The sequence below is a fragment of the Pseudomonas sp. P4795 genome (assembly GCF_048822895.1).
In the GTDB taxonomy this organism is placed as follows: Bacteria; Pseudomonadota; Gammaproteobacteria; order Pseudomonadales; family Pseudomonadaceae; genus Aquipseudomonas.
The window spans coordinates 505511-527390 of sequence record NZ_JBMFBT010000002.1 but is presented as its reverse complement, the minus strand read 5'-3'; the positions used below and the strand labels follow the sequence as shown (position 1 = coordinate 527390).

General features: G+C 57.9%; 22 protein-coding genes and 1 pseudogene. 15 read left to right on the top strand and 8 right to left on the bottom strand.

Annotated elements, in window-relative coordinates:
• The first annotated feature begins 30 nt into the window (after window positions 1-30).
• Together ACOI8A_RS06965 and ACOI8A_RS06960 are read left to right on the top strand one after the other, a co-directional pair.
• Window positions 31-1377: a carbohydrate porin gene (locus ACOI8A_RS06965; protein ID WP_420646346.1), complete on the top strand. Its 1347-nt coding sequence runs from the start codon at window positions 31-33 to the stop codon at window positions 1375-1377.
• A gap of 113 nt (window positions 1378-1490) precedes the next feature.
• Window positions 1491-2345 (top strand): D-hexose-6-phosphate mutarotase, encoded by an 855-nt coding sequence (locus ACOI8A_RS06960; protein WP_420651200.1) that lies wholly within the window; start codon window positions 1491-1493, stop codon window positions 2343-2345.
• A 219-nt stretch (window positions 2346-2564) separates the two neighbouring features.
• Here ACOI8A_RS06960 and ACOI8A_RS06955 read toward each other — a convergent pair whose 3' ends face one another.
• Complete coding sequence (locus ACOI8A_RS06955) at window positions 2565-3425, bottom strand: MurR/RpiR family transcriptional regulator (RefSeq protein WP_178129043.1); 861 nt, start codon at window positions 3423-3425, stop codon at window positions 2565-2567.
• A 226-nt stretch (window positions 3426-3651) separates the two neighbouring features.
• On the opposite strand from ACOI8A_RS06955, the gene zwf reads away from it, so the two are divergent.
• The 4 genes from zwf (at window position 3652) to ACOI8A_RS06935 (ending at window position 7403) form a co-directional block, all read left to right on the top strand.
• Complete coding sequence (zwf, locus tag ACOI8A_RS06950; RefSeq protein ID WP_420646348.1) at window positions 3652-5121, top strand: glucose-6-phosphate dehydrogenase; 1470 nt, start codon at window positions 3652-3654, stop codon at window positions 5119-5121.
• Window positions 5108-5821 (top strand): 6-phosphogluconolactonase, encoded by a 714-nt coding sequence (gene pgl / locus ACOI8A_RS06945; protein WP_420646349.1) that lies wholly within the window; start codon window positions 5108-5110, stop codon window positions 5819-5821. The genes zwf and pgl overlap by 14 nt, the downstream gene beginning before the upstream one ends.
• A gap of 17 nt (window positions 5822-5838) precedes the next feature.
• Window positions 5839-6504, top strand: coding sequence for a bifunctional 4-hydroxy-2-oxoglutarate aldolase/2-dehydro-3-deoxy-phosphogluconate aldolase (locus ACOI8A_RS06940; RefSeq protein WP_420646350.1), 666 nt, complete (start codon window positions 5839-5841; stop codon window positions 6502-6504).
• A gap of 182 nt (window positions 6505-6686) precedes the next feature.
• On the top strand, window positions 6687-7403 hold the full coding sequence (locus tag ACOI8A_RS06935; protein WP_420646351.1) for an intradiol ring-cleavage dioxygenase: 717 nt from the start codon (window positions 6687-6689) through the stop codon (window positions 7401-7403).
• Here the strand turns inward: ACOI8A_RS06935 and ACOI8A_RS06930 are convergent.
• The gene (locus ACOI8A_RS06930) at window positions 7400-8581 is read right to left on the bottom strand and encodes an aminotransferase class V-fold PLP-dependent enzyme (RefSeq protein WP_420646352.1); all 1182 of its coding nucleotides are present in this window, start codon (window positions 8579-8581) and stop codon (window positions 7400-7402) included. The two genes, ACOI8A_RS06935 and ACOI8A_RS06930, sit on opposite strands and share 4 nt — an antisense overlap.
• A gap of 26 nt (window positions 8582-8607) precedes the next feature.
• A complete protein-coding gene (locus tag ACOI8A_RS06925; RefSeq protein ID WP_420646353.1) occupies window positions 8608-8844 on the bottom strand; it encodes a DUF3820 family protein in 237 nt (78 codons plus the stop codon).
• Window positions 8845-9050: 206 nt separating this feature from the next.
• Here ACOI8A_RS06925 and ACOI8A_RS06920 point away from each other — a divergent pair, with 206 nt between their 5' ends.
• A complete protein-coding gene (locus tag ACOI8A_RS06920) occupies window positions 9051-9518 on the top strand; it encodes a PA2169 family four-helix-bundle protein (protein ID WP_420646354.1) in 468 nt (155 codons plus the stop codon).
• Window positions 9519-9592: 74 nt separating this feature from the next.
• On the opposite strand, the gene ACOI8A_RS06915 is transcribed toward ACOI8A_RS06920, so the two are convergent.
• Both ACOI8A_RS06915 and ACOI8A_RS06910 read right to left on the bottom strand, forming a co-directional pair.
• The gene (locus tag ACOI8A_RS06915) at window positions 9593-10063 is read right to left on the bottom strand and encodes a MaoC family dehydratase (RefSeq protein ID WP_420646355.1); all 471 of its coding nucleotides are present in this window, start codon (window positions 10061-10063) and stop codon (window positions 9593-9595) included.
• 43 nt (window positions 10064-10106) lie between these two features.
• A complete protein-coding gene (locus ACOI8A_RS06910) occupies window positions 10107-11051 on the bottom strand; it encodes a lysophospholipase (RefSeq protein ID WP_420646356.1) in 945 nt (314 codons plus the stop codon).
• 223 nt (window positions 11052-11274) lie between these two features.
• On the opposite strand from ACOI8A_RS06910, the gene fadD2 reads away from it, so the two are divergent.
• Together fadD2 and fadD1 are read left to right on the top strand one after the other, a co-directional pair.
• Window positions 11275-12963 carry a long-chain-fatty-acid--CoA ligase FadD2 gene (gene fadD2 / locus ACOI8A_RS06905; RefSeq protein WP_420646357.1) on the top strand — a complete coding sequence of 563 codons (1689 nt, stop codon included), beginning with the start codon at window positions 11275-11277 and terminating at the stop codon, window positions 12961-12963.
• 361 nt (window positions 12964-13324) lie between these two features.
• Window positions 13325-15022 (top strand): long-chain-fatty-acid--CoA ligase FadD1, encoded by a 1698-nt coding sequence (gene fadD1 / locus ACOI8A_RS06900; RefSeq protein WP_420646358.1) that lies wholly within the window; start codon window positions 13325-13327, stop codon window positions 15020-15022.
• Window positions 15023-15379: 357 nt separating this feature from the next.
• On the opposite strand, the gene ACOI8A_RS06895 is transcribed toward fadD1, so the two are convergent.
• Window positions 15380-15757, bottom strand: a complete 378-nt coding sequence (locus ACOI8A_RS06895) for a hypothetical protein (RefSeq protein WP_420646359.1) — start codon at window positions 15755-15757, stop codon at window positions 15380-15382.
• Between the two features lie 196 nt (window positions 15758-15953).
• Between ACOI8A_RS06895 and ACOI8A_RS06890 the strand changes: the two genes are divergently transcribed.
• The 3 genes from ACOI8A_RS06890 (at window position 15954) to def (ending at window position 17814) form a co-directional block, all read left to right on the top strand.
• Complete coding sequence (locus ACOI8A_RS06890; RefSeq protein WP_420646360.1) at window positions 15954-16145, top strand: CsbD family protein; 192 nt, start codon at window positions 15954-15956, stop codon at window positions 16143-16145.
• Between the two features lie 176 nt (window positions 16146-16321).
• Window positions 16322-17272, top strand: coding sequence for a YihY/virulence factor BrkB family protein (locus tag ACOI8A_RS06885; RefSeq protein WP_420646361.1), 951 nt, complete (start codon window positions 16322-16324; stop codon window positions 17270-17272).
• A 2-nt stretch (window positions 17273-17274) separates the two neighbouring features.
• Window positions 17275-17814, top strand: a complete 540-nt coding sequence (gene def / locus ACOI8A_RS06880; protein ID WP_420646362.1) for a peptide deformylase — start codon at window positions 17275-17277, stop codon at window positions 17812-17814.
• Here the strand turns inward: def and ACOI8A_RS06875 are convergent, their stop codons facing one another.
• On the bottom strand, window positions 17815-18234 hold the full coding sequence (locus ACOI8A_RS06875; RefSeq protein ID WP_420646363.1) for a GNAT family N-acetyltransferase: 420 nt from the start codon (window positions 18232-18234) through the stop codon (window positions 17815-17817). It abuts the gene before it with no gap.
• 754 nt (window positions 18235-18988) lie between these two features.
• Here ACOI8A_RS06875 and ACOI8A_RS06870 point away from each other — a divergent pair.
• Together ACOI8A_RS06870 and ACOI8A_RS06865 are read left to right on the top strand one after the other, a co-directional pair.
• Window positions 18989-19765, top strand: a pseudogene (locus ACOI8A_RS06870) (PAS domain-containing protein); the annotation flags it as partial.
• A 3-nt stretch (window positions 19766-19768) separates the two neighbouring features.
• On the top strand, window positions 19769-20308 hold the full coding sequence (locus ACOI8A_RS06865; RefSeq protein ID WP_420651221.1) for a methyl-accepting chemotaxis protein: 540 nt from the start codon (window positions 19769-19771) through the stop codon (window positions 20306-20308).
• Window positions 20309-20396: 88 nt separating this feature from the next.
• Here the strand turns inward: ACOI8A_RS06865 and ACOI8A_RS06860 are convergent, their stop codons facing one another.
• Complete coding sequence (locus ACOI8A_RS06860; RefSeq protein ID WP_420646364.1) at window positions 20397-20828, bottom strand: PACE efflux transporter; 432 nt, start codon at window positions 20826-20828, stop codon at window positions 20397-20399.
• Window positions 20829-20948: 120 nt separating this feature from the next.
• Between ACOI8A_RS06860 and ACOI8A_RS06855 the strand changes: the two genes are divergently transcribed.
• Window positions 20949-21827: a LysR family transcriptional regulator gene (locus tag ACOI8A_RS06855; RefSeq protein ID WP_420646365.1), complete on the top strand. Its 879-nt coding sequence runs from the start codon at window positions 20949-20951 to the stop codon at window positions 21825-21827.
• The last annotated feature ends 53 nt before the right edge of the window (window positions 21828-21880 follow it).

Here is a 21880-nt window from a genome sequence, read left to right as displayed (position 1 = left end):
AGTTAATAACAATAAAACGAGGATGTAGGGATGAAGAACAACACCAACGCTCAGCGTATCGGCCAGTTGTCTGCGATTGCGGCAATGATGCTCGCCGGTAGTGTCCACGCAGCTGACGCGTTCAGCTCGGATTCCGAGTGGATGACCGGGGATTGGGGCGGCGAGCGTACCAAGCTGATCGAGCAGGGTATCGACATCAAGGCCGACTACGTCGGTGAAGTCGGCGGCAACCTGCACGGTGGCTTCAACAACGACAAGACTGCGCGTTACTCCGACCAGTTTGGTCTGGGCGTGGCGCTGGACCTGCAAAAACTGTGGGGCTGGGATAACACTCAAGCGAAGATCCAGCTGACCAACCGTAACGGCCAGAACATCTCCAACGATCGCGTTGGCGATCCGCGTGCCGGCACTCTGAGTTCGTCGCAAGAAGTTTACGGTCGCGGGCACATGGTGCGTCTGACCCAGTTGTGGATCAAGCACCAGTTCCTCGACGGCAAACTCGACGTCAAGGCCGGTTACTTCGGTGAAGGCGAAGACTTCAACACCTTCCCGTGCGAGTTCCAGAACCTGGCGTTCTGCGGTTCGCAAGTGGGTAACTGGGCGACCAATATCTGGTACAACTGGCCAGTCAGCCAGGCCGCGATTCGTGTGAAGTACAACATCAACGACGAGCTGTACGCGCAGATCGGTGCTTACAACCAGAACCCGTCGCAACTGGAACACGGCAACGGCTTCAAGCTCAGCGGCAGCGGCACCAAAGGCACTGTATTGCCGGTTGAACTGGTCTGGTTGCCTAACCCGAACAGCCTGCCGGGCGAATACCGTGTCGGTTACTACAAGAGCACGGCCAAGGCCGATGATGTTCGCGAAGACGACAACGGTAATGACGCAGCCACCACTGGCAACGCCTACCGCAGCCACAGCAGCAAATCCGGCTACTGGTTCGTCGCGCAACAGCAACTCACCAGCCACAACGGTGACAAGACTCGCGGTCTGAACATCGCGGCCAACGCGACTTTCCACGACAAGGACACCAACTTCATCGACAACTACCAGTCGCTGATGTTTGTCTACAAAGGTCCGTTCGACGCACGTCCGAAAGATGACGTCGGCATCGGCTTCGCCCGCACTCACGTCAACAAGGACGTGAAGCGCAATGCCGAACTGGTCAACGCTGCCAACGGTGTCGATAACTACGATAACCCGTTGTTCTCGCCAATTCGTGAAACCGAATACAACTACGAGATCAACTACGGCTTCCACGTTACCAACTGGCTGACCGTGCGTCCTAACCTGCAATACGTCACTCATCCGGGTGGTGTGGATGAGGTGGACAACGCTCTGGTTGCTGGCCTGAAAATTCAGTCGGTGTTCTAACGCGTCTGCGATAAGCTCCTCTCGATGTGCGCATATTTGCGGACAGCCAAGGCTGTCCGCTTTTTTTGGGGCTTGGCGCAACCCTGTAAAAGACGATTTCAGGACCGTGGCAAATGCATGAGCATCCGCTGCAACGCTTTTTCAAATCCTTGCGCGAACAACCGGTGTTCGCTTGGGAGCGCTATCAGATGCGCGACGTATTGGTGATTGATCATCCGCTCTGTCAGGCGGTGTTCAGTCGTCAGGGCGCGCAGTTGCTGCACTTCCAGCCGCGCGGGCAGAAGCCGTGGTTGTGGTGCGCGGCGAAGTGGCCGCATGTCGGCGCGATTCGCGGCGGTGTGCCGGTTTGCTGGCCGTGGTATGGCCGCCATCCGAGCGAAAACGCGTGGCCATCGCATGGCTGGGCGCGCTTGCTCGACTGGAAACTGCTCGACAGCAGCACCAGTGACGACGGCGTGCGCCTGCACTGGCAGTTACAGCTTTGCGACTGGCAGGTTGATCTGCACGCGCACCTCGGCGAACGCATGGAATTACGCCTGAGCACCGAGCATCAGGACGACATGCCGTGCCAGATGAGTCAGGCCTTGCACGCTTACTGGCGTATTGGCGATGTTTCCGAGATAGCGCTGTCTGGGCTTGAAGGTGCGCAAGGTTATGACCAGTTGAATCGTCAGGCTTGTCAGCAGGAAGGCGAGTTGCGCGTGGATGGCGGCTGTCAGCGCGTGTTCCAGCACGACGGTGAATTACAGCTCAAGGATCATGCCTGGCAGCGTGAGTTGTGCATTGATACCGGGGACAGTGGGGACACGGTGGTGTGGCATCCGGGGGCGCGGCCGTTGCTGGGTGTGAGTTGGGATGAGGTGTCGGAGTTTGTCTGTGTCGAGGCGGCGGCGGGGGGCACTGACAGTCTGCATCTGGCGCCGGGGGAGAAGGCGCATTTGAGTTTGCAGGCTTGGGCTGCGGCTTGAGTGTGTCAGGCCTACAGTCGGCCCTCACCCTAGCCCTCTCCCAGAGGTAGAGGGGACCGATTGGGGGATGCTGCAGAAATACGCCGACCTGAACGACGTTCGTTGAATCCATAATCGACTGGATCTTTCAGGTCGATGGACAACGCCAGACACCTCGGTTGGCCCCCTCTCCCTCCGGGAGAGGGCTGGGGTGAGGGTAGGCTTTTGGCTTCTAAAGCCTCAGTTGAACTCATCCCCCACCGGATACCGGCTCGCATTCAAGCTCTCTTTGATCTTGCGCAAATGCGGCTGGAAATCCACCCCGCGACGCAAAGTCATGCCGGTCGCCAGCACATCCAGCACGGTCAACTGAATGATCCGCGAAGTCATCGGCATATAGATGTCGGTGTCTTCCGGCAGCGGAATGTTCAGGCTCAGAGTACTGGCCTTGGCCAACGGCGAATTCTCTGCCGTCAGACCCAGCACCGAAGCGCCATTCTCGCGAGCAATGCGCGCCACTTCCACCAGCTCGCGCGTCCGCCCGGTGTAGGAAATGATCACAAACAACTCACCGGTATGGGCCACCGAAGCAATCATGCGTTGCATCAGCACATCGGCGTGGGCCGTCACCGCAAGATTGAAACGGAAGAACTTGTGCTGCGCATCCAGCGCCACCGGAGCGGAAGCACCGAGGCCGAAGAAGTGGATCTGCCGGGCCTGGATCAACAGGTCGACCGCGCGGCTGATCAGGTTCGGGTCGAGCGCCTGGCAAGCGCTGTCCAAGGACGCGATGGCGCTGCCGAAAATCTTCTGCGTGTAGGCCTCGGGATTGTCATCCGCTTCCACTGCACGGCTGACATACGCCGCGCCGCTGGCCAGGCTCTGCGCCAGTTGCAGCTTGAGTTCCGGATAACCACTGACACCGAACGAACGGCAGAAACGGTTGACCGTCGGCTCGCTGACCTTGGAGGCCTGGGCGAGGGCGGCGATGCTGAACCGGGTGGCCTGCTGTGGGTTGAGCAGGATCACTTCGGCGACTTTGCGTTCGGCCTTGTTCAGGTCTTCAAGGCGATTCTGGATTTGTTCCAGTAAATTTCGCACGCGGTCCATATGGATTCCTAGATTCACCGGCGCCGATCAGCGCGCAGCTATGCAAATTGGGCCTTTGATATGGCCCGTGACGGTGGCCTATCCTACTGATGGCTCCGACTGTCCACCACTCGGAATCTGAATTTTGCGAAAATGTTGTGGTTATTACTACATTTTCCCTTGAGTGATGCCTTGAAAAAAGGTATTTGTAGCTTAACTTGATAAAAGAACAAACATCATGCCTTCGATTACGGTTGAACCGTGCACCTTTGCCTTGTTCGGCGCGCTTGGCGATCTGGCCCTGCGCAAGCTGTTCCCTGCTCTCTATCAGCTGGACGGCGCCGATCTGCTGCACGCGGACACGCGCATCATCGCGCTGGCCCGTGAGCCCGGCACCGAGCAGGAGCACTTGGCGCTGATCACTAAAGAACTGCGCCGTTACGTCGAAGCCAAAGATATCAATGAAGCCGTGGTCGAGCGCTTTCTCGCGCGGCTGACCTACCTGCACGTCGACTTCCTCAAGCCTGAAGACTACGTAGCGCTGGCCGAACTGGCCGGCAGCAGCCAACGCATGATTGCCTACTTCGCCACGCCGGCAGCGGTGTACGGCGCTATTTGCGAGAACCTGGCGAAAGTCGGTCTGGCGGAAAATACCCGCGTGGTGCTGGAAAAACCGATCGGCTCGGACCTCGAATCCTCGCGCAAGGTCAACGACGCCGTGGCGCAGTTTTTCCCGGAGAACCGCACCTACCGCATCGACCATTACCTGGGCAAAGAGACCGTCCAGAACCTGATCGCCCTGCGTTTCGCCAACAGTCTGTTCGAAACCCAGTGGAACCAGAATTACATCTCCCACGTGGAAATCACCGTGGCCGAGAAGGTCGGCATCGAAGGTCGTTGGGGCTACTTCGACAAGGCTGGCCAACTGCGCGACATGATCCAGAATCACCTGTTGCAGCTGCTGTGCCTGATCGCCATGGACCCGCCGGCCGACCTGTCCGCCGACAGCATCCGTGACGAGAAAGTCAAAGTGCTCAAGGCACTGGCGCCGATCAGCCCGGAAGGCCTGACCACGCAAGTGGTGCGCGGTCAGTACATCGCCGGCCACAGCGAAGGCAAGTCCGTACCGGGCTACCTCGAAGAGCCGAATTCCAACACCCAGAGCGACACCGAAACCTTCGTTGCCTTGCGTGCCGACATCCGCAACTGGCGCTGGGCCGGCGTGCCGTTCTACCTGCGTACCGGCAAGCGCATGCCGCAAAAGCTGTCGCAGATCGTTATTCATTTCAAAGAACCGTCGCACTACATCTTCGCCCCCGAGCAGCGCCTGCAGATCAGCAACAAACTGATCATCCGCCTGCAACCGGACGAAGGTATTTCCTTGCGCGTGATGACCAAGGAACAAGGTCTGGACAAGGGTATGCAACTGCGCAGCGGTCCGCTGCAACTGAATTTCTCCGACACCTGGCGTAGCGCGCGGATCCCCGATGCCTACGAGCGGTTGTTGCTGGAAGTGATGAACGGCAATCAGAACCTGTTTGTCCGTAAAGATGAAATCGAAGCCGCGTGGAAATGGTGTGATCAGTTGATCGCCGGCTGGAAAAAATCCGGTGACGCGCCCAAGCCGTACGCGGCCGGGTCGTGGGGGCCGATGAGCTCGATTGCATTGATCACGCGGGACGGGAGGTCGTGGTATGGCGATATCTGATGTGAAACTGCCCGAGGGCGTGAACGCTCACGAATTCAAAAGCCCGGTGTTGCTCGCCGAAGGCCTGGCGCTGAATGTCGCCAAGCAATTGAGCGACGCACTGGCGGCGCGCGGCACGGCAGTGTTGGTGGTGTCTGGCGGGCGTAGTCCGGTGGCTTTTTTTCAGCATCTGGCCAAGCAGGATCTGGACTGGGCCAACGTTGTCGTGACCCTCGCCGATGAGCGTTGGGTACCGGTCGAACATGCCGACAGCAATGCCGGTTTGCTCAAGCAGTATCTGCTCAAAGGCCCGGCGGCCAAGGCGCAGTTCCTTAGTCTGTACAGCGCTGCGGCGAATGTAGAGCAGGCGGCTGAACAGGCCGATCGTTTGCTCGGCGAGCTGCCGGGTATCGACGTCCTGGTGCTGGGCATGGGTGATGACGGGCACACCGCGTCGCTGTTCCCCGGCAGCCCGAACCTTGCCGAAGCGCTGCAAGTCGATGGCACGCGTCGCTGCTGGTCGATGCTCGCGCCGAGCGTGCCGCGTCAGCGCCTGACCATGAGCCGTGCGCTGCTGGCTTCGGCGAAGCACAAGATTCTGTCGATTTCCGGTCAATCAAAACTGACCACCCTGAATACCGCACTGGCGGGTGACGATGTTGCCGCATTGCCGATTCGCGCGTTTCTGCAACCTACGTTAGAGATTTACTGGTGCCCATGAGCCAAGGAACAGCCGCTATGACAATCCCATCCCCGACCGTTTCCATGGCGGATAAAGTTGCCCTGATCGACAGTCTCTGCGCCAAGGCGCGGATCCTGCCGGTGATCACCATCGCTCGTGAACAGGATGTGCTGCCGCTGGCGGACGCCCTGGCCGCCGGTGGTTTGACCGCACTCGAAGTCACTCTGCGTTCGCAGTTCGGCCTCAAAGCCATTCAGATTTTGCGTGAACAGCGTCCGGAGTTGATGACCGGCGCCGGTACCGTGCTCGACCGCAATATGCTGGCCGCTGCCGAAGCGGCCGGTTCGCAATTCATCGTCACGCCGGGCATCACCCGTGACCTGCTGGAAGCCAGCGTCGACAGCGCGATTCCGCTGTTGCCAGGCATCAGCAACGCCTCCGGGATCATGGAAGGTTACGGCCTGGGTTATCGCCGCTTCAAGCTGTTCCCGGCTGAAGTCAGCGGTGGCGTGGCAGCGATCAAAGCGCTGGGCGGGCCGTTCGGCGAAGTGAAATTCTGCCCGACTGGCGGCGTAAGCCCGGCCAATATCAAAAGCTACATGGCGCTGAAAAACGTCATGTGCGTGGGCGGTAGCTGGATGCTTGATCCGGAGTGGATCAAGAACGGCGACTGGGCGCGCATTCAGGAATGCACCGCCGAGGCGTTGGCGCTGCTGGACTGATGCTGGACTTAATTGTTACCTGACACTTCGTTGTGTGTTCTACGGCTTTAGCGGTGCACTTGGTCGGTGCGCCGTTTTTTTTTGCCCGCAAAAATCTTTGTTATGTCGCGATACATAGTTACCGCACTTGGCTTGGCGTGTGGGGCTAACCTGCGTTCATCTTAAGGAAGAGAGAACGCGACATGGAAAACCAGTCTTCATCCTCAACCATCTATCAATTGGCCCCCGAGCAAGTCGCCGGGCCGTATTTCCGTAACCCTAAACTGCTGCGCCGCAACATCAGCGAAGGCGCCGAGGGCTTGCCGCTTCTTTTGCGTCTGACCATCGTCGACGCCATGACCGGCGAACCGGTCAATGGTGCATTGGTGGATATCTGGCACTGTAACGCGCGTGGCGCTTACTCCGGCTGGAGCCGGCTTGATCCGGATCAGGAAGTCACTGTCGACGATATCGGCTCGATCCCGCGCACCGACGACGACACTTACCTGCGCGGCGGCCAGTTCAGCGATCACAAGGGCAGGGTGCGCTTCACTACGATCTATCCGGGATTCTATGCGGGGCGTGCGCTACACATTCACGTCGCCGTGCGCATCGTCGCCGGTAATGAATACCTGGAGGAGCGCAACGTCGCCTGGGTCGGTCAGCTGTATTTCCCGGAAGTCGCCTCACGTTCGGTGCTGAATGCCAAAGCCTATCGCGGACGTGGTTCGGCGCCGTTGAACAACGCCGAGGACAGCTATTACGCGAACATGGGTGGCGAGGCGTCGACCCTGACGGTCTGGCCGGTGGGCCGCGATTCCAATGAAGACGGATTCTTCGGCCACCTGACGATCGGCATCGACACCTTTGCGGTGTCGTCGCAGATCAAACCCGAGGATTTCGACAAGTACACGGTTTAACGCAGTTCGTTCAGCGCGCCGATCAGTAACTCGATGTCCGCCACGGTGGTGGTCAGCCCGGAGGTGATGCGAATGCACGGCCCGCAGGCTGCACCTGTGCGCACTACGGTGAACAAGTTGTACTCATCGAACAAGCGCTCAACCATGGCTTGTTGATCGGCATGCCGGGTAAAGCGAAATGCCGTAATGCCGCAGTACAGGCGTGGATCATCCGGAGTCAGTACTTCGATGCCGGGCAGATTGCGCACGGCGCTGACCCACAGGTTGCGCAGGTAATTCACCCGCGCACCCTTGGCGGCCGCGCCACCCAGCGAGCGGTGCTCTTCGAACACCAGCGGCAAGGTCATCAGCGCCGGAATGTTCGGCGTGCTGTAGGGCACGCGCGAACGAATATCGTTGATCGGGAAATGCATCTCGCCCATGTCCGGATCAATATCGGCCAGGCGCTGCGGCGCGATATACAGGAAACCGAGAGTCAGCGGCGAACCGATCCATTTGTGCAGGTTATACGCGGCGAAAGCGATGCCCAGCGCTTCGAGATCGAATTCGATCTGCCCCAGTGCGTGAGCGCCGTCGAGGATGATATCGACGCCATGTTCTTTTGCCTGCGCGGCAATCGCCTGCACCGGCATCACCAGACCGGTGCGGTGGGTGACGTGGGTCAGCGCCATCAACTTGAGCTTGGGATAGCGGATGAACGCTTCGCGGTAGGTGGCCAGCAGGTAATCGAAACTGGTCGGATGTGCGTGTTCGATCTCGATCACTTCGACCCCGCGATGGTGTGCCAGCCAACGCATTGCGCCCTTGACCGTGTCGTACTCCAGATCACTGATCAACACCTGATCGCCCGGCTGCAACTGGTTGTAGTTGCGAATCAGGGCTTGCAGGCCGGCAGTAGCGTTGTGAGTGAAGGCCACGCTTTGCGCACGCACGCCGATCAGCTCGGCCAGTTGCGCGCGGATGTCGAGGCTGTCGCGCTGTTCGAACTGCTGGCGCACGTAGATCGAATTGCTGTTGTTGATCAGCTCGATGTTGCGCTGATACTCCTCGACCACGGTACGCGACATGCGCCCGAAGTAACCGTTCTCCAGATTGATCGGGCCGGATTGCAGGTCGTAGCGGCCGCAAAAGGTTTCCCAAAAATCTTCGTCGTGGGCGCGCAGGGTGTTATCAGGCATGTTTGACTCGATTCAAGGATGCGCCCTCAGTGGCGCGGTGCAGGTTTGCCATGTTTGGCGCGCAGCGGTTCGAGCAAGTCCGACAGACCGTTATGATCGATTTCCTGCATCAACGCCAGCAGCCCGCCGAGTTCGCCGTGGGGGAAGCCTTCGCGGGCGAACCAATTCAAGTACTGGCCCGGCAGGTCGGCAATGATCCGGCCCTTGTATTTGCCGAAGGGCATTTGGCGAGTGATCAACAGTTCAAGTTTTTCGGGATTCATCGGCGGGATCGTCTGGATTCAAAACTCTGTGAAAAATACAGGCATTCTGCATGCAGGCCAAATGACAGATCATGCAAATTACCAAGATACAGATAGTTCAATTGATTTTAAGTATCTGATAAATAAAGGTTTTTATAAAATAAAAAAGCTGGCACGCACTCTGCAATATCCCTTGCATCTTTCATCAACCCGCAAGGAATTGAAAAATGACCGACATGAATAAAGAAGCCATCTCCGTACTCAACGACCTGATCGAAACCAGCAAAGACGGTCAGGAAGGGTTCAAGACTTGCGCTGAAGACATCAAGCACCCAGAGCTTAAAACTCTGTTCGTAACCCGCTCCGCCGACTGCGCTGCAGCAGCTGCAGAATTGCAGGCCGAAGTACGCAAGCTGGGCGGCGACCCGGAAACTTCCACCAGCGTCAGCGGTGACCTGCACCGTCGTTGGGTCGACGTCAAAGCCATGTTCACCGGCAAAGACGAAGAAGCCGTTCTGAACGAAGCCGAGCGCGGTGAAGACCACGCCCTGAAGGCTTATCGTGAAGCGATCGAGAAGATCAACAAGCACAGCCTTGTTGGTATTCGTGATCTGGTTGAGCGTCAATACCACGGCGTGCAACGTAACCACGACCAGGTGAAAGCCCTGCGTAACCAGGCTCGTGCGCGCTCTTAAGCGTTCGTAGTCAGTAGAAAAAACGCCAGCCAGTCTGGCGTTTTTTTATGTCTGCAATTCAGGCCGCTCAGAGATCAGCCAATGCTGATTGGCGGCAATACCGGCAATGTCACCGTCTGCTGCTTGCGCGGCGCCAGAATCTCCGCTTCGCCATCCACCACCAATTCATCACGCTGGTTGAACACGCGAGTGGCGATCCGCACGCGAAACTTCGGCAGCTTCTCAAGAATCTCCAGGCGCACGGTGAGCGTGTCGCCAATCTTCACTGGCTTCTGAAAGCTCATCTGCTGACCGATATAAATAGTCCCCGGCCCAGGCAGCTCACACGCTACCGCAGCACTGATCAGCGCACCACTGAACATGCCGTGAGCAATACGCTCCTTGAACATGCTCGCGGCGGCGAATTCGGCGTCGAGGTGCACCGGGTTGTGGTCGCCGGACATCGCGGCGAACAGCTGAATGTCGCGCTCTTCGACGTGCTTGGTGTAGCTGGCAGTCTGGCCGACTTCGAGGGCTTCGTAAGGGGTGTTGGTAACCTGGGTCATCGGTATCAATTCCTGTAGCGGGATTCGATCAATCCACAAAAAATTATTCGCTTCGGTGAGGTCGGCGGTGGCTCAGGGCCTGGTCGATCCAGGTCAGCACATCGGCGATCACTTGCTCGCGGTTGCTCTCGTTGAACAATTCGTGGCGCGCCTGCGGGTAGATATTCAACTGCAGGTTCTGGCTGCCGGCCGAGCGCAGGGCGTTGGCCAGATCAGTCAGACGCTTGCCGTCGCTCACCGGATCACATTCGCCGCCGATCACCAGCAACGGCAGGCCGGGATCAATCTGCGCGAGATTGGACGCTTTGCTGATTTGCTGCAAGCCGCCGAGCAGGTCGATCCACAGCTGATTGGTGCAGCGAAAGCCGCACAGCGGATCGCTGGCGTACTTGTCGACTTCGACCGGGTCGCGACTCAGCCAGTCGAATTGCGTGCGTACCGGTTTGAATTTGTTATTGAACGAGCCGAACGACAGCCATTCGATCAGCGCGCTGCGACCCTTGGCGCCTTGGCGCAATTTCTCGAGGCGGGCGATCTGCCGGGCTGCGCGGTACAGCGCCACGGGCTGAAAATTCGAACCGCTGAGGATCGCCCCGTGCAGGCTGGCGCTGTGGTGCAGCAAATATGCCTGACCCAAATAGCTGCCCATGCTGTGCCCGAGCAGCACGATGGGCACGCCGGGATGGCGCTGCCCGATGTGCTGGTTGAGGCTGGCCAGATCGCCGATCACCTTGCACCAGCCATCGTCATCGGCGAAATGTCCGAGCGTCCCATGTTCGGCGGTTTTGCCATGTCCACGCAGATCCGGGGCATATACGCCGTAACCTTCAGCGCACAACTGCTCCGCCAGTTGCGCGTAGCGGCCACTGTGTTCGGCCATGCCGTGGGCCAGCAGAATCACGGCTTTGAGGGGTGCGCCCGGCAACCACTGGTTGACGAACAGGCGGCTGCGGTCACTCGCGTCCAGCCAGAAGGTGTCGTGGATCATGGCGCTTCCTTTTGCTACATGGGCGGTCTGACGTTGCATTGTATAGCGCGTCCGATCAGCCCACGCCACGGCAGGAAGATTCATACGATCAATGAGGACGCTGGGCGTATTTGCCTGATTGACCATAGCTGCTAGTGTCCGTGACGCACCGCTTGTCACTTCGGCTTGCTGAGAAGTGACAGAACAGCGGCCCGGATCGGCTCAGGTAAAGAGGACAAGAACAATGCAACCTGATTTTTGGAATGACAAACGCCCGGCGGGCGTACCCCTGGACATCGACATGGGTGAATTCAAGTCGGTGATCGAGGTGTTCGAGCGTTCCTGCAAGAAATTCGCTGACCGCCCGGCGTTCAGCAACATGGGCGTGACCCTGACCTACGCCGAACTCGAGCGTCAGAGCGCGGCGTTCGCCGGTTACCTGCAAGCGCACACCGATCTGGTGCCGGGGGATCGCATTGCGGTGCAGATGCCCAATATCCTGCATTATCCGATTGCCGTATTCGGCGCGTTGCGCGCCGGGCTGATCGTGGTCAACACCAACCCGCTGTACACCGCGCGGGAGATGCGCCACCAGTTCAAGGACTCCGGCGCCCGGGCGTTGGTTTACCTGAACATGTTCGGCCAGAAAGTCCAGGAAGTGCTGGCGGACACCGACATCGAGTACCTGATCGAAGCGAAGATGGGCGACCTGATGCCCACCGCCAAGGGCTGGCTGGTCAACACCGTGGTCAGCAAAGTGAAGAAGATGGTGCCGGCGTATTCATTGCCCCAGGCCATCTCGTTCAAAAGTGCGTTGCGCCAGGGGCGTGGTCTCGGGATCAAGCCGCTGAAGGTCAGTCTGGATGACATCGCGGTGCTGCAATACACCGGCGGCACTACCGGACTGGCCAAAGGCGCGATGCTCACGCACGCCAATCTGGTGGCGAACATGCAGCAGGTGCGCGCCTGTCTCGGGCAGTTCGGCAGCGACGGTCAGCCGCTGCTGCGCGAGGGCCAAGAGGTGATGATCGCGCCGCTGCCGCTGTACCACATCTATGCGTTCACCGCGAATTGCATGTGCATGATGGTCTCGGGCAATCACAACGTTCTGATCACCAATCCGCGTGACATTGCCGGCTTCATCAAGGAGCTGAAAAACTGGAAATTCTCCGCGCTGCTGGGTCTCAACACGCTGTTCGTGGCGCTGATGGAGCATCCGGATTTCAAGACGCTGGATTTCTCCACGCTAAAGTTGACCAACTCCGGCGGCACCGCGCTGGTCAAAGCCACGGCCGAGCGTTGGGAGGCACTCACCGGTTGCCGCATCACCGAAGGTTACGGTCTGACCGAAACCTCACCGGTGGCCTGCACCAATCCGTACGGTGAGCTGTCGCGGCTCGGCACAGTCGGCCTGCCGGTGCCGGGCACCACGCTTAAAATCATCAACGATGACGGCGTCGAACAACCGGCGGGGGAGCGCGGTGAGCTGTGCATCAAAGGCCCGCAGATCATGAAAGGCTACTGGCAGAAACCCGAGGCCACCGCCGAAGTGCTGGATGCCGAGGGCTGGTTCAAGTCGGGTGATATCGCGGTGATCGACCCGGACGGTTTCGTACGCATCGTTGATCGCAAGAAGGACATGATCATCGTCTCCGGTTTCAACGTGTACCCGAACGAAATCGAAGACGTGGTGATGGCCCACCCGAAAGTCGCCAACTGCGCGGTGATCGGCGTGCCTGACGAGCGTTCGGGCGAGGCGGTGAAGCTGTTTGTGGTCGCGCGCGAAAACGGCGTCAGCCTGGAAGAGCTGAAGGCCTACTGCAAAGAGAATTTCACCGCATACAAAGTGCCCAAGCACATCGTGTTGCGCGAGTCTTTGCCGATGACGCCGGTCGGGAAGATTTTGCGTAGGGAGTTGCGCGATATCGCTTGATCGTTGAATGGCCGCGCGTTGCGCGGATCGCGGGCAAGCCACGCTCCCACAGGAATTGCGTTGAACCTGTGGGAGCGGGCTTGCCCGCGATGCTTTTGAGTAGTCTCAAAGACAAGAATTCTGCGGCATTCAAGGTGGTCTAGGATTTTTGCTCTAAAATGACTGCCAGCAATTCTTGAGTCATCAATGTGACTGTAGGGGCCACTTTTGGCTCTAGTCGACCCTTTCCAAAGCTGCTACTCTCGGCGCGCTTTGTGACTTCTCGGCCGCTAAAAAGCCAGATTCACCAACACAAAACACACACCAATAATAATCGCATCAAATGCGGTGCTGAATTCGCGTTGCTGAGGAGTGGGCTTCCATGAACGAAGACTTTTGGAAGGATAAGTACCCCGCTGGTATTGCTGCCGACATCAATCCAGACGAGTACCCGAATATTCAGGCAGTGTTGAAGCAATCCTGCCAACGCTTCGCCGACAAACCGGCATTCAGCAACCTGGGCAAGACAATCACCTACGGTGAACTGTACGAATTGTCCGGTGCTTTTGCTGCTTACCTGCAACAGCATACCGATTTGCAGCCCGGTGATCGAATCGCCGTGCAACTGCCCAACGTGTTGCAGTACCCGGTCGCAGTCTTCGGTGCCATCCGCGCCGGGCTGATCGTGGTCAACACCAACCCGCTGTACACCGCGCGGGAAATGGAACACCAATTCAACGACTCCGGCGCAAAAGCCCTGGTGTGCCTGGCGAACATGGCGCACCTGGCTGAAGCCGTAGTGCCGAAAACCGGCGTCAAACACGTCATCGTCACCGAAGTTGCCGACCTGTTGCCGCCGCTCAAGCGCCTGCTGATCAACAGCGTCATCAAGTACGTGAAGAAAATGGTGCCGGCCTATCACCTGCCGAAAGCCGTCAAGTTCAACGACGTGATGAGCAAGGGCCACGGCCAGCCAGTCGCCGAAGCCAATCCGCACAGCGGCGACGTCGCAGTGCTGCAATACACCGGCGGCACCACCGGCGTGGCCAAGGGCGCGATGCTCACCCATCGCAACCTCGTCGCCAACATGCTGCAGTGCAAGGCGCTGATGGGTTCCAACCTGAATGAAGGTTGCGAAATCCTGATCACGCCGCTGCCGCTGTACCACATCTATGCGTTCACCTTTCATTGCATGGCGATGATGCTGATCGGCAACCACAACATCCTGATCAGCAACCCGCGCGACCTGCCGGCGATGGTCAAGGAACTGTCGAAGTGGAAGTTCAGCGGTTTCGTCGGCCTCAACACGCTGTTTGTGGCGCTGTGCAACAACGAAGGCTTCCGCAAGCTGGATTTCTCGGCGCTGAAAGTCACCTTGTCCGGCGGCATGGCCCTGCAACTGGCGGCGGCGGAACGCTGGAAAGAAGTTACTGGTTGCGCTATTTGCGAAGGTTACGGCATGACCGAAACCAGCCCGGTGGCCACGGTCAACCCGATCCAGCATATCCAGATCGGCACCATTGGCATTCCAGTGCCTTCAACCGTGTGCAAGGTCATCGACGATGCCGGTGTCGAACAGCCACTGGGTTCGATCGGCGAACTGTGCGTCAAAGGCCCGCAAGTGATGAAGGGCTACTGGCAGCGTCAGGACGCCACCGACGAAATGCTCGACAGCGAAGGCTGGCTGAAAACCGGCGACATCGCGTTGATTCAGCCGGATGGCTACATGCGCATTGTCGATCGCAAGAAAGACATGATTCTGGTTTCTGGTTTCAACGTCTATCCGAATGAACTGGAAGACGTGCTGGCGACGCTGCCGGGCGTGTTGCAGTGCGCAGCCATCGGCATTCCTGACGAGAAATCCGGCGAGTCGATCAAGATTTTCATCGTCGCCAAACCCGGCGTGACGCTGACCAAGGAAACCGTGATGGAGCACATGCGCGCCAACGTCACGGGTTACAAGGTGCCGCGTTCGGTTGAGTTTCGGGATGCGCTGCCAACCACTAACGTTGGCAAGATCTTGCGTCGCGAGTTGCGCGATGAAGAGCTGAAGAAGATCAAGGCGAAGAACGCCGCTTAAACAAAGAGCCCCGCAGATGCGGGGCTTTTTTATTCGGCATGAGTTATTTGCTGTTAATTAGAACCAGCCCCTCACCCCAGCCCTCTCCCAATGGGAGAGGGGGAAAGGGAGCCGATCTTCATGCTTTTCAGATCCTGAGTTCGACTCAAAACTTTCAGGTCGATGCCTTAAGGCCAAACACCTCGGTCAGTCGCCTCTCACTCCGGGAGAGGGGGAAAGCGGGCCGATCTTCATGCTTTTCAGATCCTGAGTTCGACTCAAAACTTTCAGGTCGATGTCTTAAGGCCAAACACCTCGGTCAGTCCCCTCTCCCTCCGGGAGAGGGCTAGGGTGAGGGGATACGGCCATCCCCCAATCTCACTGACGAAACGGCGCAAAATTCACGTTAGTCCCCGTCGGCCGCATGTCCTGCAGATACGAATCCTTATCCGCACTCAGCTCCAGACTCAACGCAGCCTTACGCTTGCCCTCGTTACGAATCACCAGCCCTTCAAGCTTCTCACGCAAAAACACCGTCGGCACTTTCAGGTGCAGCAACTCATCGGTATCCGGCGTGTGCATCAGCAGGTGAATCCACTCGTATTGACCGACCGCCAGACGTGTCACCGGCAAATCGAACCACCAGATGTTGCGGTTACGGTTCAGTTCGGCGAAGTGGCAGTTGTTGCTGCCGAGCACGGCGCCGCCCAGTTCCTGGTTGCGACGGGCGATGGCCAGTTTTTTATCGAGTTTCATAACATTCCTGCGGGATCGGTTCCTGGCGCGTGGCGCCCATATGCTGCGCATTCTCGTGGGTTGTCAGGCAAACATAAAGCCCAACCTTTACCGAGCGACCAAATGAGCCTCGAAAAAAAATGAAACTTGGCGCAAACCGGCCCGGTCAATCATTACGTACTGACTTTTCCACCTAATTGCACCAAGGAGAAACACCATGAGTAGCACAGGCGATAAAGTAAAAGGCATGGCCAACGAAGCAGTCGGCAACGTCAAGCAAGGCGTCGGTAAAGCCACCGACAACGACAAGCTGCAAGTAGAAGGCAAGATCCAAGAGAAAAAAGGCGAAGCCCAGCAAGCTGTCGGCAAAGCCAAAGACGCTATCAAAAAAGGCGTCGACAAGGCCTGATCCGGCCTTGAACGAAACACCGAAGCGGCCATCCAAGGATGGCCGTTTTTGTATGTTGTTCACATACAGTCACGGATCCTAGTGTTTCAAAGCTGCCATTTAGGCTACTTTGATCAGAGAAAACGGCCCCTGAGTCGCCACGACTTCAACCTGATCTGCGGCGAAAGGAGACGCGAATGATTTTTCCAGCCATGAAAGGCTTGCCTCTGCACCGGGTGATGGTGCGCACGGTCACGGAATTTATCGACGACGAAATGTCGACCTATGCTTCGGCACTGGCCTACCAGATGCTGTTCTCGCTGTTCCCGTTTATTCTGTTTCTGATCGCCCTGATCGGTTTCCTGCACCTGCCGGACTTCTTCTCCTGGCTGCGTCTGCAATCGGAACTGGTCCTGCCCCCGCAAGCGCTGGAACAGGTCAACCCGGTCATCGATCAGTTGCAGCAGTCCAAGGGTGGCTTGCTGTCGGTGGGTATCGTCATCGCCCTGTACACAGCGTCCGCCGGCGTGCGTCTGATGATGAGCGCGATGAACGCCGCTTATGACGTCGTCGAAGGCCGTCCGGTATGGAAGCGTTTCCCGCTGTCGATCATCTACACCGTCGGCATCGCCGGCATGCTGTTGGCCGCCGCCGCTTTAATGGTGCTCGGGCCGCAGGTGATGGGCTGGATTGCCGGACAGTTTGGTCTGGAGGAATTTATCGTCACGGTGTGGACCATCGCGCGCTGGCCGGTCATCGTGTTTCTGATGATGGTCGCCGTGGCATTGATCTACTACGTGATGCCCGATGTGAAACAGGAATTTCGCTTCATCACCCCCGGCTCGGTGCTGGCAGTGGTGGTGTGGATCATCGCTTCGTTGGGCTTCGCGTTCTACGTCAAGACGTTCGCCAACTACAACGCAATGTACGGCAGCATCGGTGCGATCATCGTGCTGTTGTTGTATTTCTATATTTCTGCTGCCGTGCTGCTGCTCGGTGCGGAAATGAACGCGGTGATCGAACACATGTCCAGCGAGGGCAAGGACCCGGGCGAGAAAGTCCCGGGCGAACTCGACGAACACCCCAAACAACATGTTTCCGGCCTCGGGCGCGATCACTCGCTCAAGCCGAACACTGACGAAGCCTGATCATGATCCGTGAAATCCTGAAAATGGGCGATGAACGCCTGCTGCGCATCGCCCCACCGGTACCGCCGGAAATGTTCGACAGCCCGGAGCTGTGGCAACTGATCGACGACATGTTCCAGACCATGGAAAGTGTCGGCGGCGTCGGTTTGGCCGCACCGCAGATCGGCGTCGATCTGCAGTTGGTGATTTTTGGTTTCGAGCACAGCGAGCGTTACCCGGATGCCGAAGCGGTGCCGCAGACGATCCTGATCAATCCGCTGATCACACCGCTGAATACGCTGACCGAGGAGGGCTTCGAAGGCTGTCTGTCGGTGCCGGGTCTACGCGGGGCGGTGGATCGTTATCAGCAGATTCGCTACGAAGGCTACGATCCGAAGGGAGAGCCGATTGTGCGCGTGGCCTCGGGGTTCCATGCGCGAGTGGTGCAGCATGAATGCGATCACCTGATCGGGCGGTTGTATCCGTCGCGCATTACCGATTTCAGCAAGTTCGGGTTTACCGAAGTGCTGTTTCCGGATCTTGATCCAGCTGCCGACGACTGATCAGCCGAGGCGCGGCGCCAGTTCCATGGCAACCATCGGCTTGCTCCGCGCATAACGGCTCAAGCGCTCGGCCATCGCTTGCGGCAATTCAGGGTCGAAGCTGAAACCGCGCCGCTCGTAAAAACCGCGCAAGTCCGGATGGCAGAACAACCACACCGGCTCCTCCACACCCGACACTGCTGCGTCAATCAACTGCGCGGCGATGCCTTGCTCACGACACGCCGGATCAACAAACAACCCCGTCAGCCAATGCCCTCCCGAAACCTGCCGCAAGCACAGCGCCCCAACGATTTCCTCGCGGCGCGCCACCCATAACTGCGCCTCGCGCACGGCTTTCATCGGCGACTGATGGGCGCGGTAGAACTTGTTCAGCAACGGCCAGGACAGGTCGTCGAGCAGGGCATAGCGAGTGTCGGTCATGGGTTCAGACTGTCGGTGCAAAGGTCGGCGATTATAAAACAACGCGCGTCCCGCGATAGGTGTATACCTGAGTTCACATCCCCTGTGAGTGGAGCACGCATCATGTCCAAAGGTATGGATTCAAAGAAAGCCGCGAAGAAAAAACCGGCCAAGACTGCGATTGAGAAACGCCATGAGAAAAAGGCCAAGAAACTGGATATTTTTGGTCATTGATCAACGCCCATCGGGAGCCCGCTTCTGAGCTCCCTTTATTTCCCGTGTAGCTGACCTGTTTCCAAGCCTGTGCGACCGCCCGGTCAACCAAATCTTCGCTGAACCGTTTCACTTCCGATCTTTGTCCTAAGTCACCCCGATACTGGCCGACTAGTGGCCTTGCGCACGGCTTTGCGCTGGCTATGCTGACACCTAACTAACTATGTCGACCGCAATGCCATGCGCCTCGACTGCAAACCGTTAGCTACTGATCAAAGCTGCCAGAGTGCGCGACCCAAGGCACCGGACACTGAACCAACAAGGAGCATGACTTACATGGAAGTTCTTCTGCATGTTAGGAGTGGCCCGCTCGCGGGCTATCAAGAGAAGGATGTCTTGATTAGAGCGTTGCTGCACGGACCCTCCGATTGATCATCAGTTATCACCTGACAACTTCCTCCCGTGGAGGAAGGCGTGTGCCTGTTCTTCGGAACGTAGTGGTAGATCTTGAAAGACCTGAACTTTCATCAAATCAAAAGACCGCGCGGAAGGTGATAGAGACATGTTCAACCTACATCACAAGGCCGACCTGCAAGAAATCGAGCGCTTCAGTTGTGCGCTGACCGAGGCCAACGCCAAGTTGGCGGCGATCAGCCGTTCGATGGCAATGATTGAATTCACCCCCGACGGCATTGTGCTGGATGCCAACGACAACTTCTGTAAAACCATGGGCTACAGCGCCGAGGAAGTGCGCGGCAAACACCATCGGATCTTCTGCGAAGAGGTGTTTTATCGCAGCGAAGAATACGCAAAACTCTGGCGTGACCTGGCCCGTGGCGAACCGATCAGCGGGACGTTTCTGCGCCTGAACAAAAGCGGCCGAGAGATCTGGCTCGAAGCCAGTTACATGCCGGTATATGGTCAGGACAAACAAGTAAAAAGCGTGATCAAAGTCGCCTCCGATATCACCGAGAGGGTTAACAGAGAGCATGAGGAAGAAAGCATGCTCGCGGCGATCGGACGTTCGATGGCGGTGATCGAATTCACCCCGGATGGCAATGTCATCACCGCCAACGAAAACTTCATCAAGACCATGCAGTACTCGCTCAGCGAAATCGTCGGGCATCACCACAGTCTGTTTTGTCATCGCGCTGAAGCCGACTCTGCGCAATACAAGGCGTTTTGGGCCTCGCTCAATCGCGGCGAATATCACTCGCATCGTTTCGAGCGCAAGAACAAGTCCGGGCAAATGGTGTACCTGGAAGCGTCTTACAACCCGTTGTTCGATGCCAAGGGTCGACTGTACAAAGTGGTCAAGTTCGCCAGCGACATCACTCACCAGATGACCACATTGCAGAACGCGGCGGAATCGGCCCACAGCACTTCGGTACAAAACGACGCCTGTGCGCAAAAAGGCTCACAGGTCGTGCAGCAAACGGTGCAGATCATTCAGGACATTTCCCGCGACCTCAACGAAGCGGCGCAGAGCATCGATGCGGTGAGCAAGCAGTCGGACATCATCGGCACCATCGTCCAGACCATTCGCGGCATTGCCGATCAGACCAACCTGCTGGCACTCAACGCGGCCATCGAAGCGGCGCGCGCCGGCGAGCATGGGCGCGGTTTTGCCGTGGTCGCGGATGAAGTGCGCAGTCTGGCTGCGCGCACCAGTCAGGCGACGCTGGAAATTGTCGAAGTAGTGCGCAAGAACCACGATCTGTCACTCAGCGCGGTGTCGAGCATGCAGTCGAGTTTGAGCCGCACCGGGCTGGGCGTGGAGTTGGCGAACGAAGCGGGGGAGGTGATTCTGGAGATTCAGCAGGGATCGCGGCATGTGGTGGATGCGATCAGCCAGTTTAATGAGACGTTGCAGTTGAACTGAGTTACTGGCAAACCACTACGGGAGTGAGCCTGTTTCTGAGCAGGCTCACTCCTGCATAAGGATTCCCTTCACCAGTAACCGGACGTAACTACACCGGATCCGGCAACGCCGACGCCGGCAATCCAAACACTCGGTCAAACAACCAGTTGAACGCAAACGTGTAGCACGGGATAAACACGATCAGTGCCAGATCCAGTAGAAACGCTTGCACCAGGCTGATGTTCATCCACCACGCAATCAACGGAATCAGAAACACGATCAACGTCAGTTGAAACCCTACCGCGTGGGCAATCCGCCGTTTAACTGTGCGGGTGCGTGACACCTGACGGCTTTCCCACTGCTCGAACAGCGTGGTGTAGATGAAATTCCAGGTCACAGCGATGGTGGTGATGATCACCGCCAACGGTCCGGTGCTGCCCGGGGAAGTGCCGGACAACAACGCCAGACCGAGGGCGGAAAAGGTCATGCCGATCACTTCATAAAGTGAAACGTAGACCAGTTTGCGTTTGACGCCTTGCATGCTGATTGCCTCTTTCTTGCGACTGATTGGCCAGTGGGGCTGGCGAAGGCGACGAAAGATAGCTTCAATAGGCGTGATAGAAAAAGTCAGCAGCTTTCAGTTTAATTGATAGGTCGAGCATTGAATTTCAACAGCGACAGCATCGAACTGTTTCTCGCCGTGATCGAACGCGGCTCATTTTCCGCCGCAGCTCGCGCACTGGGTAAAGTCCCGTCGGCAGTCAGCATGGGCATCGGCAACCTTGAAGCCGAACTCGGGTATCCGCTGTTCGATCGCAGCTCTCGCGAACCGCAACCCACAGCGATGGCGCTGTCGCTGGTGCCACAGGCACGGCTGATTGCCGATCAGCTCAAGCAGTTGCGCGTGCATGCGGTGGAGTTGTCGCTGGGTCTTGAGAGCAAGCTGTCGATTGGCGTGGTCGCGGATATCGACCGTCGACGTTTGCTGGCAGCGATCAAGGTGATTGCCGAGCGCCATCCGCTACTGGAGATAGAAGTGCTGACCGCCCCGCAGGATGATGTGCTGGCGATGCTGCACAGCGGTCGCGTCAGTATCTGCCTGGCGTTCGCCGGGCTGAGCGTGAACGTGCTGGAGCGTTTTCAGTTCGTTGGCAGCGAACGGATGATCGCGACGCTGGCGGCGGACAGTCCGCTGTTACAAGGGCAGGATTTGTTTTTGGAGGATTTGCTGCATGTGCGGCAGATTTTCGTCGCAAGCCGCGATCTGCCGATCAGCGAAACTCGGCCGCTGGTAGCGGAATCGCACTGGCGTACCGACAACCTGGAGACGGCGCTGGAGATGGTCGAGGCGGGATTAGGCTGGGGCAATTTCCCGCTGTCGGTGGTGCAACCGTGGCTGGATGCCGGCCGCTTGAAGCGGCTGAATTTTCGCAACATCGAAAACGGTCTGGTGCTGCCGGTGCATGCGGTGTGGCTCAAGAGCCAGCCGTTGCAAAAAGGCGCATTGGCCCTGGTCGAACTCCTCGCTCGCCCTTTGTAGGAGCTGCCGAAGGCTGCGATCTTTTGATCTTGAAGTGTGAAAGATCAAAAGAT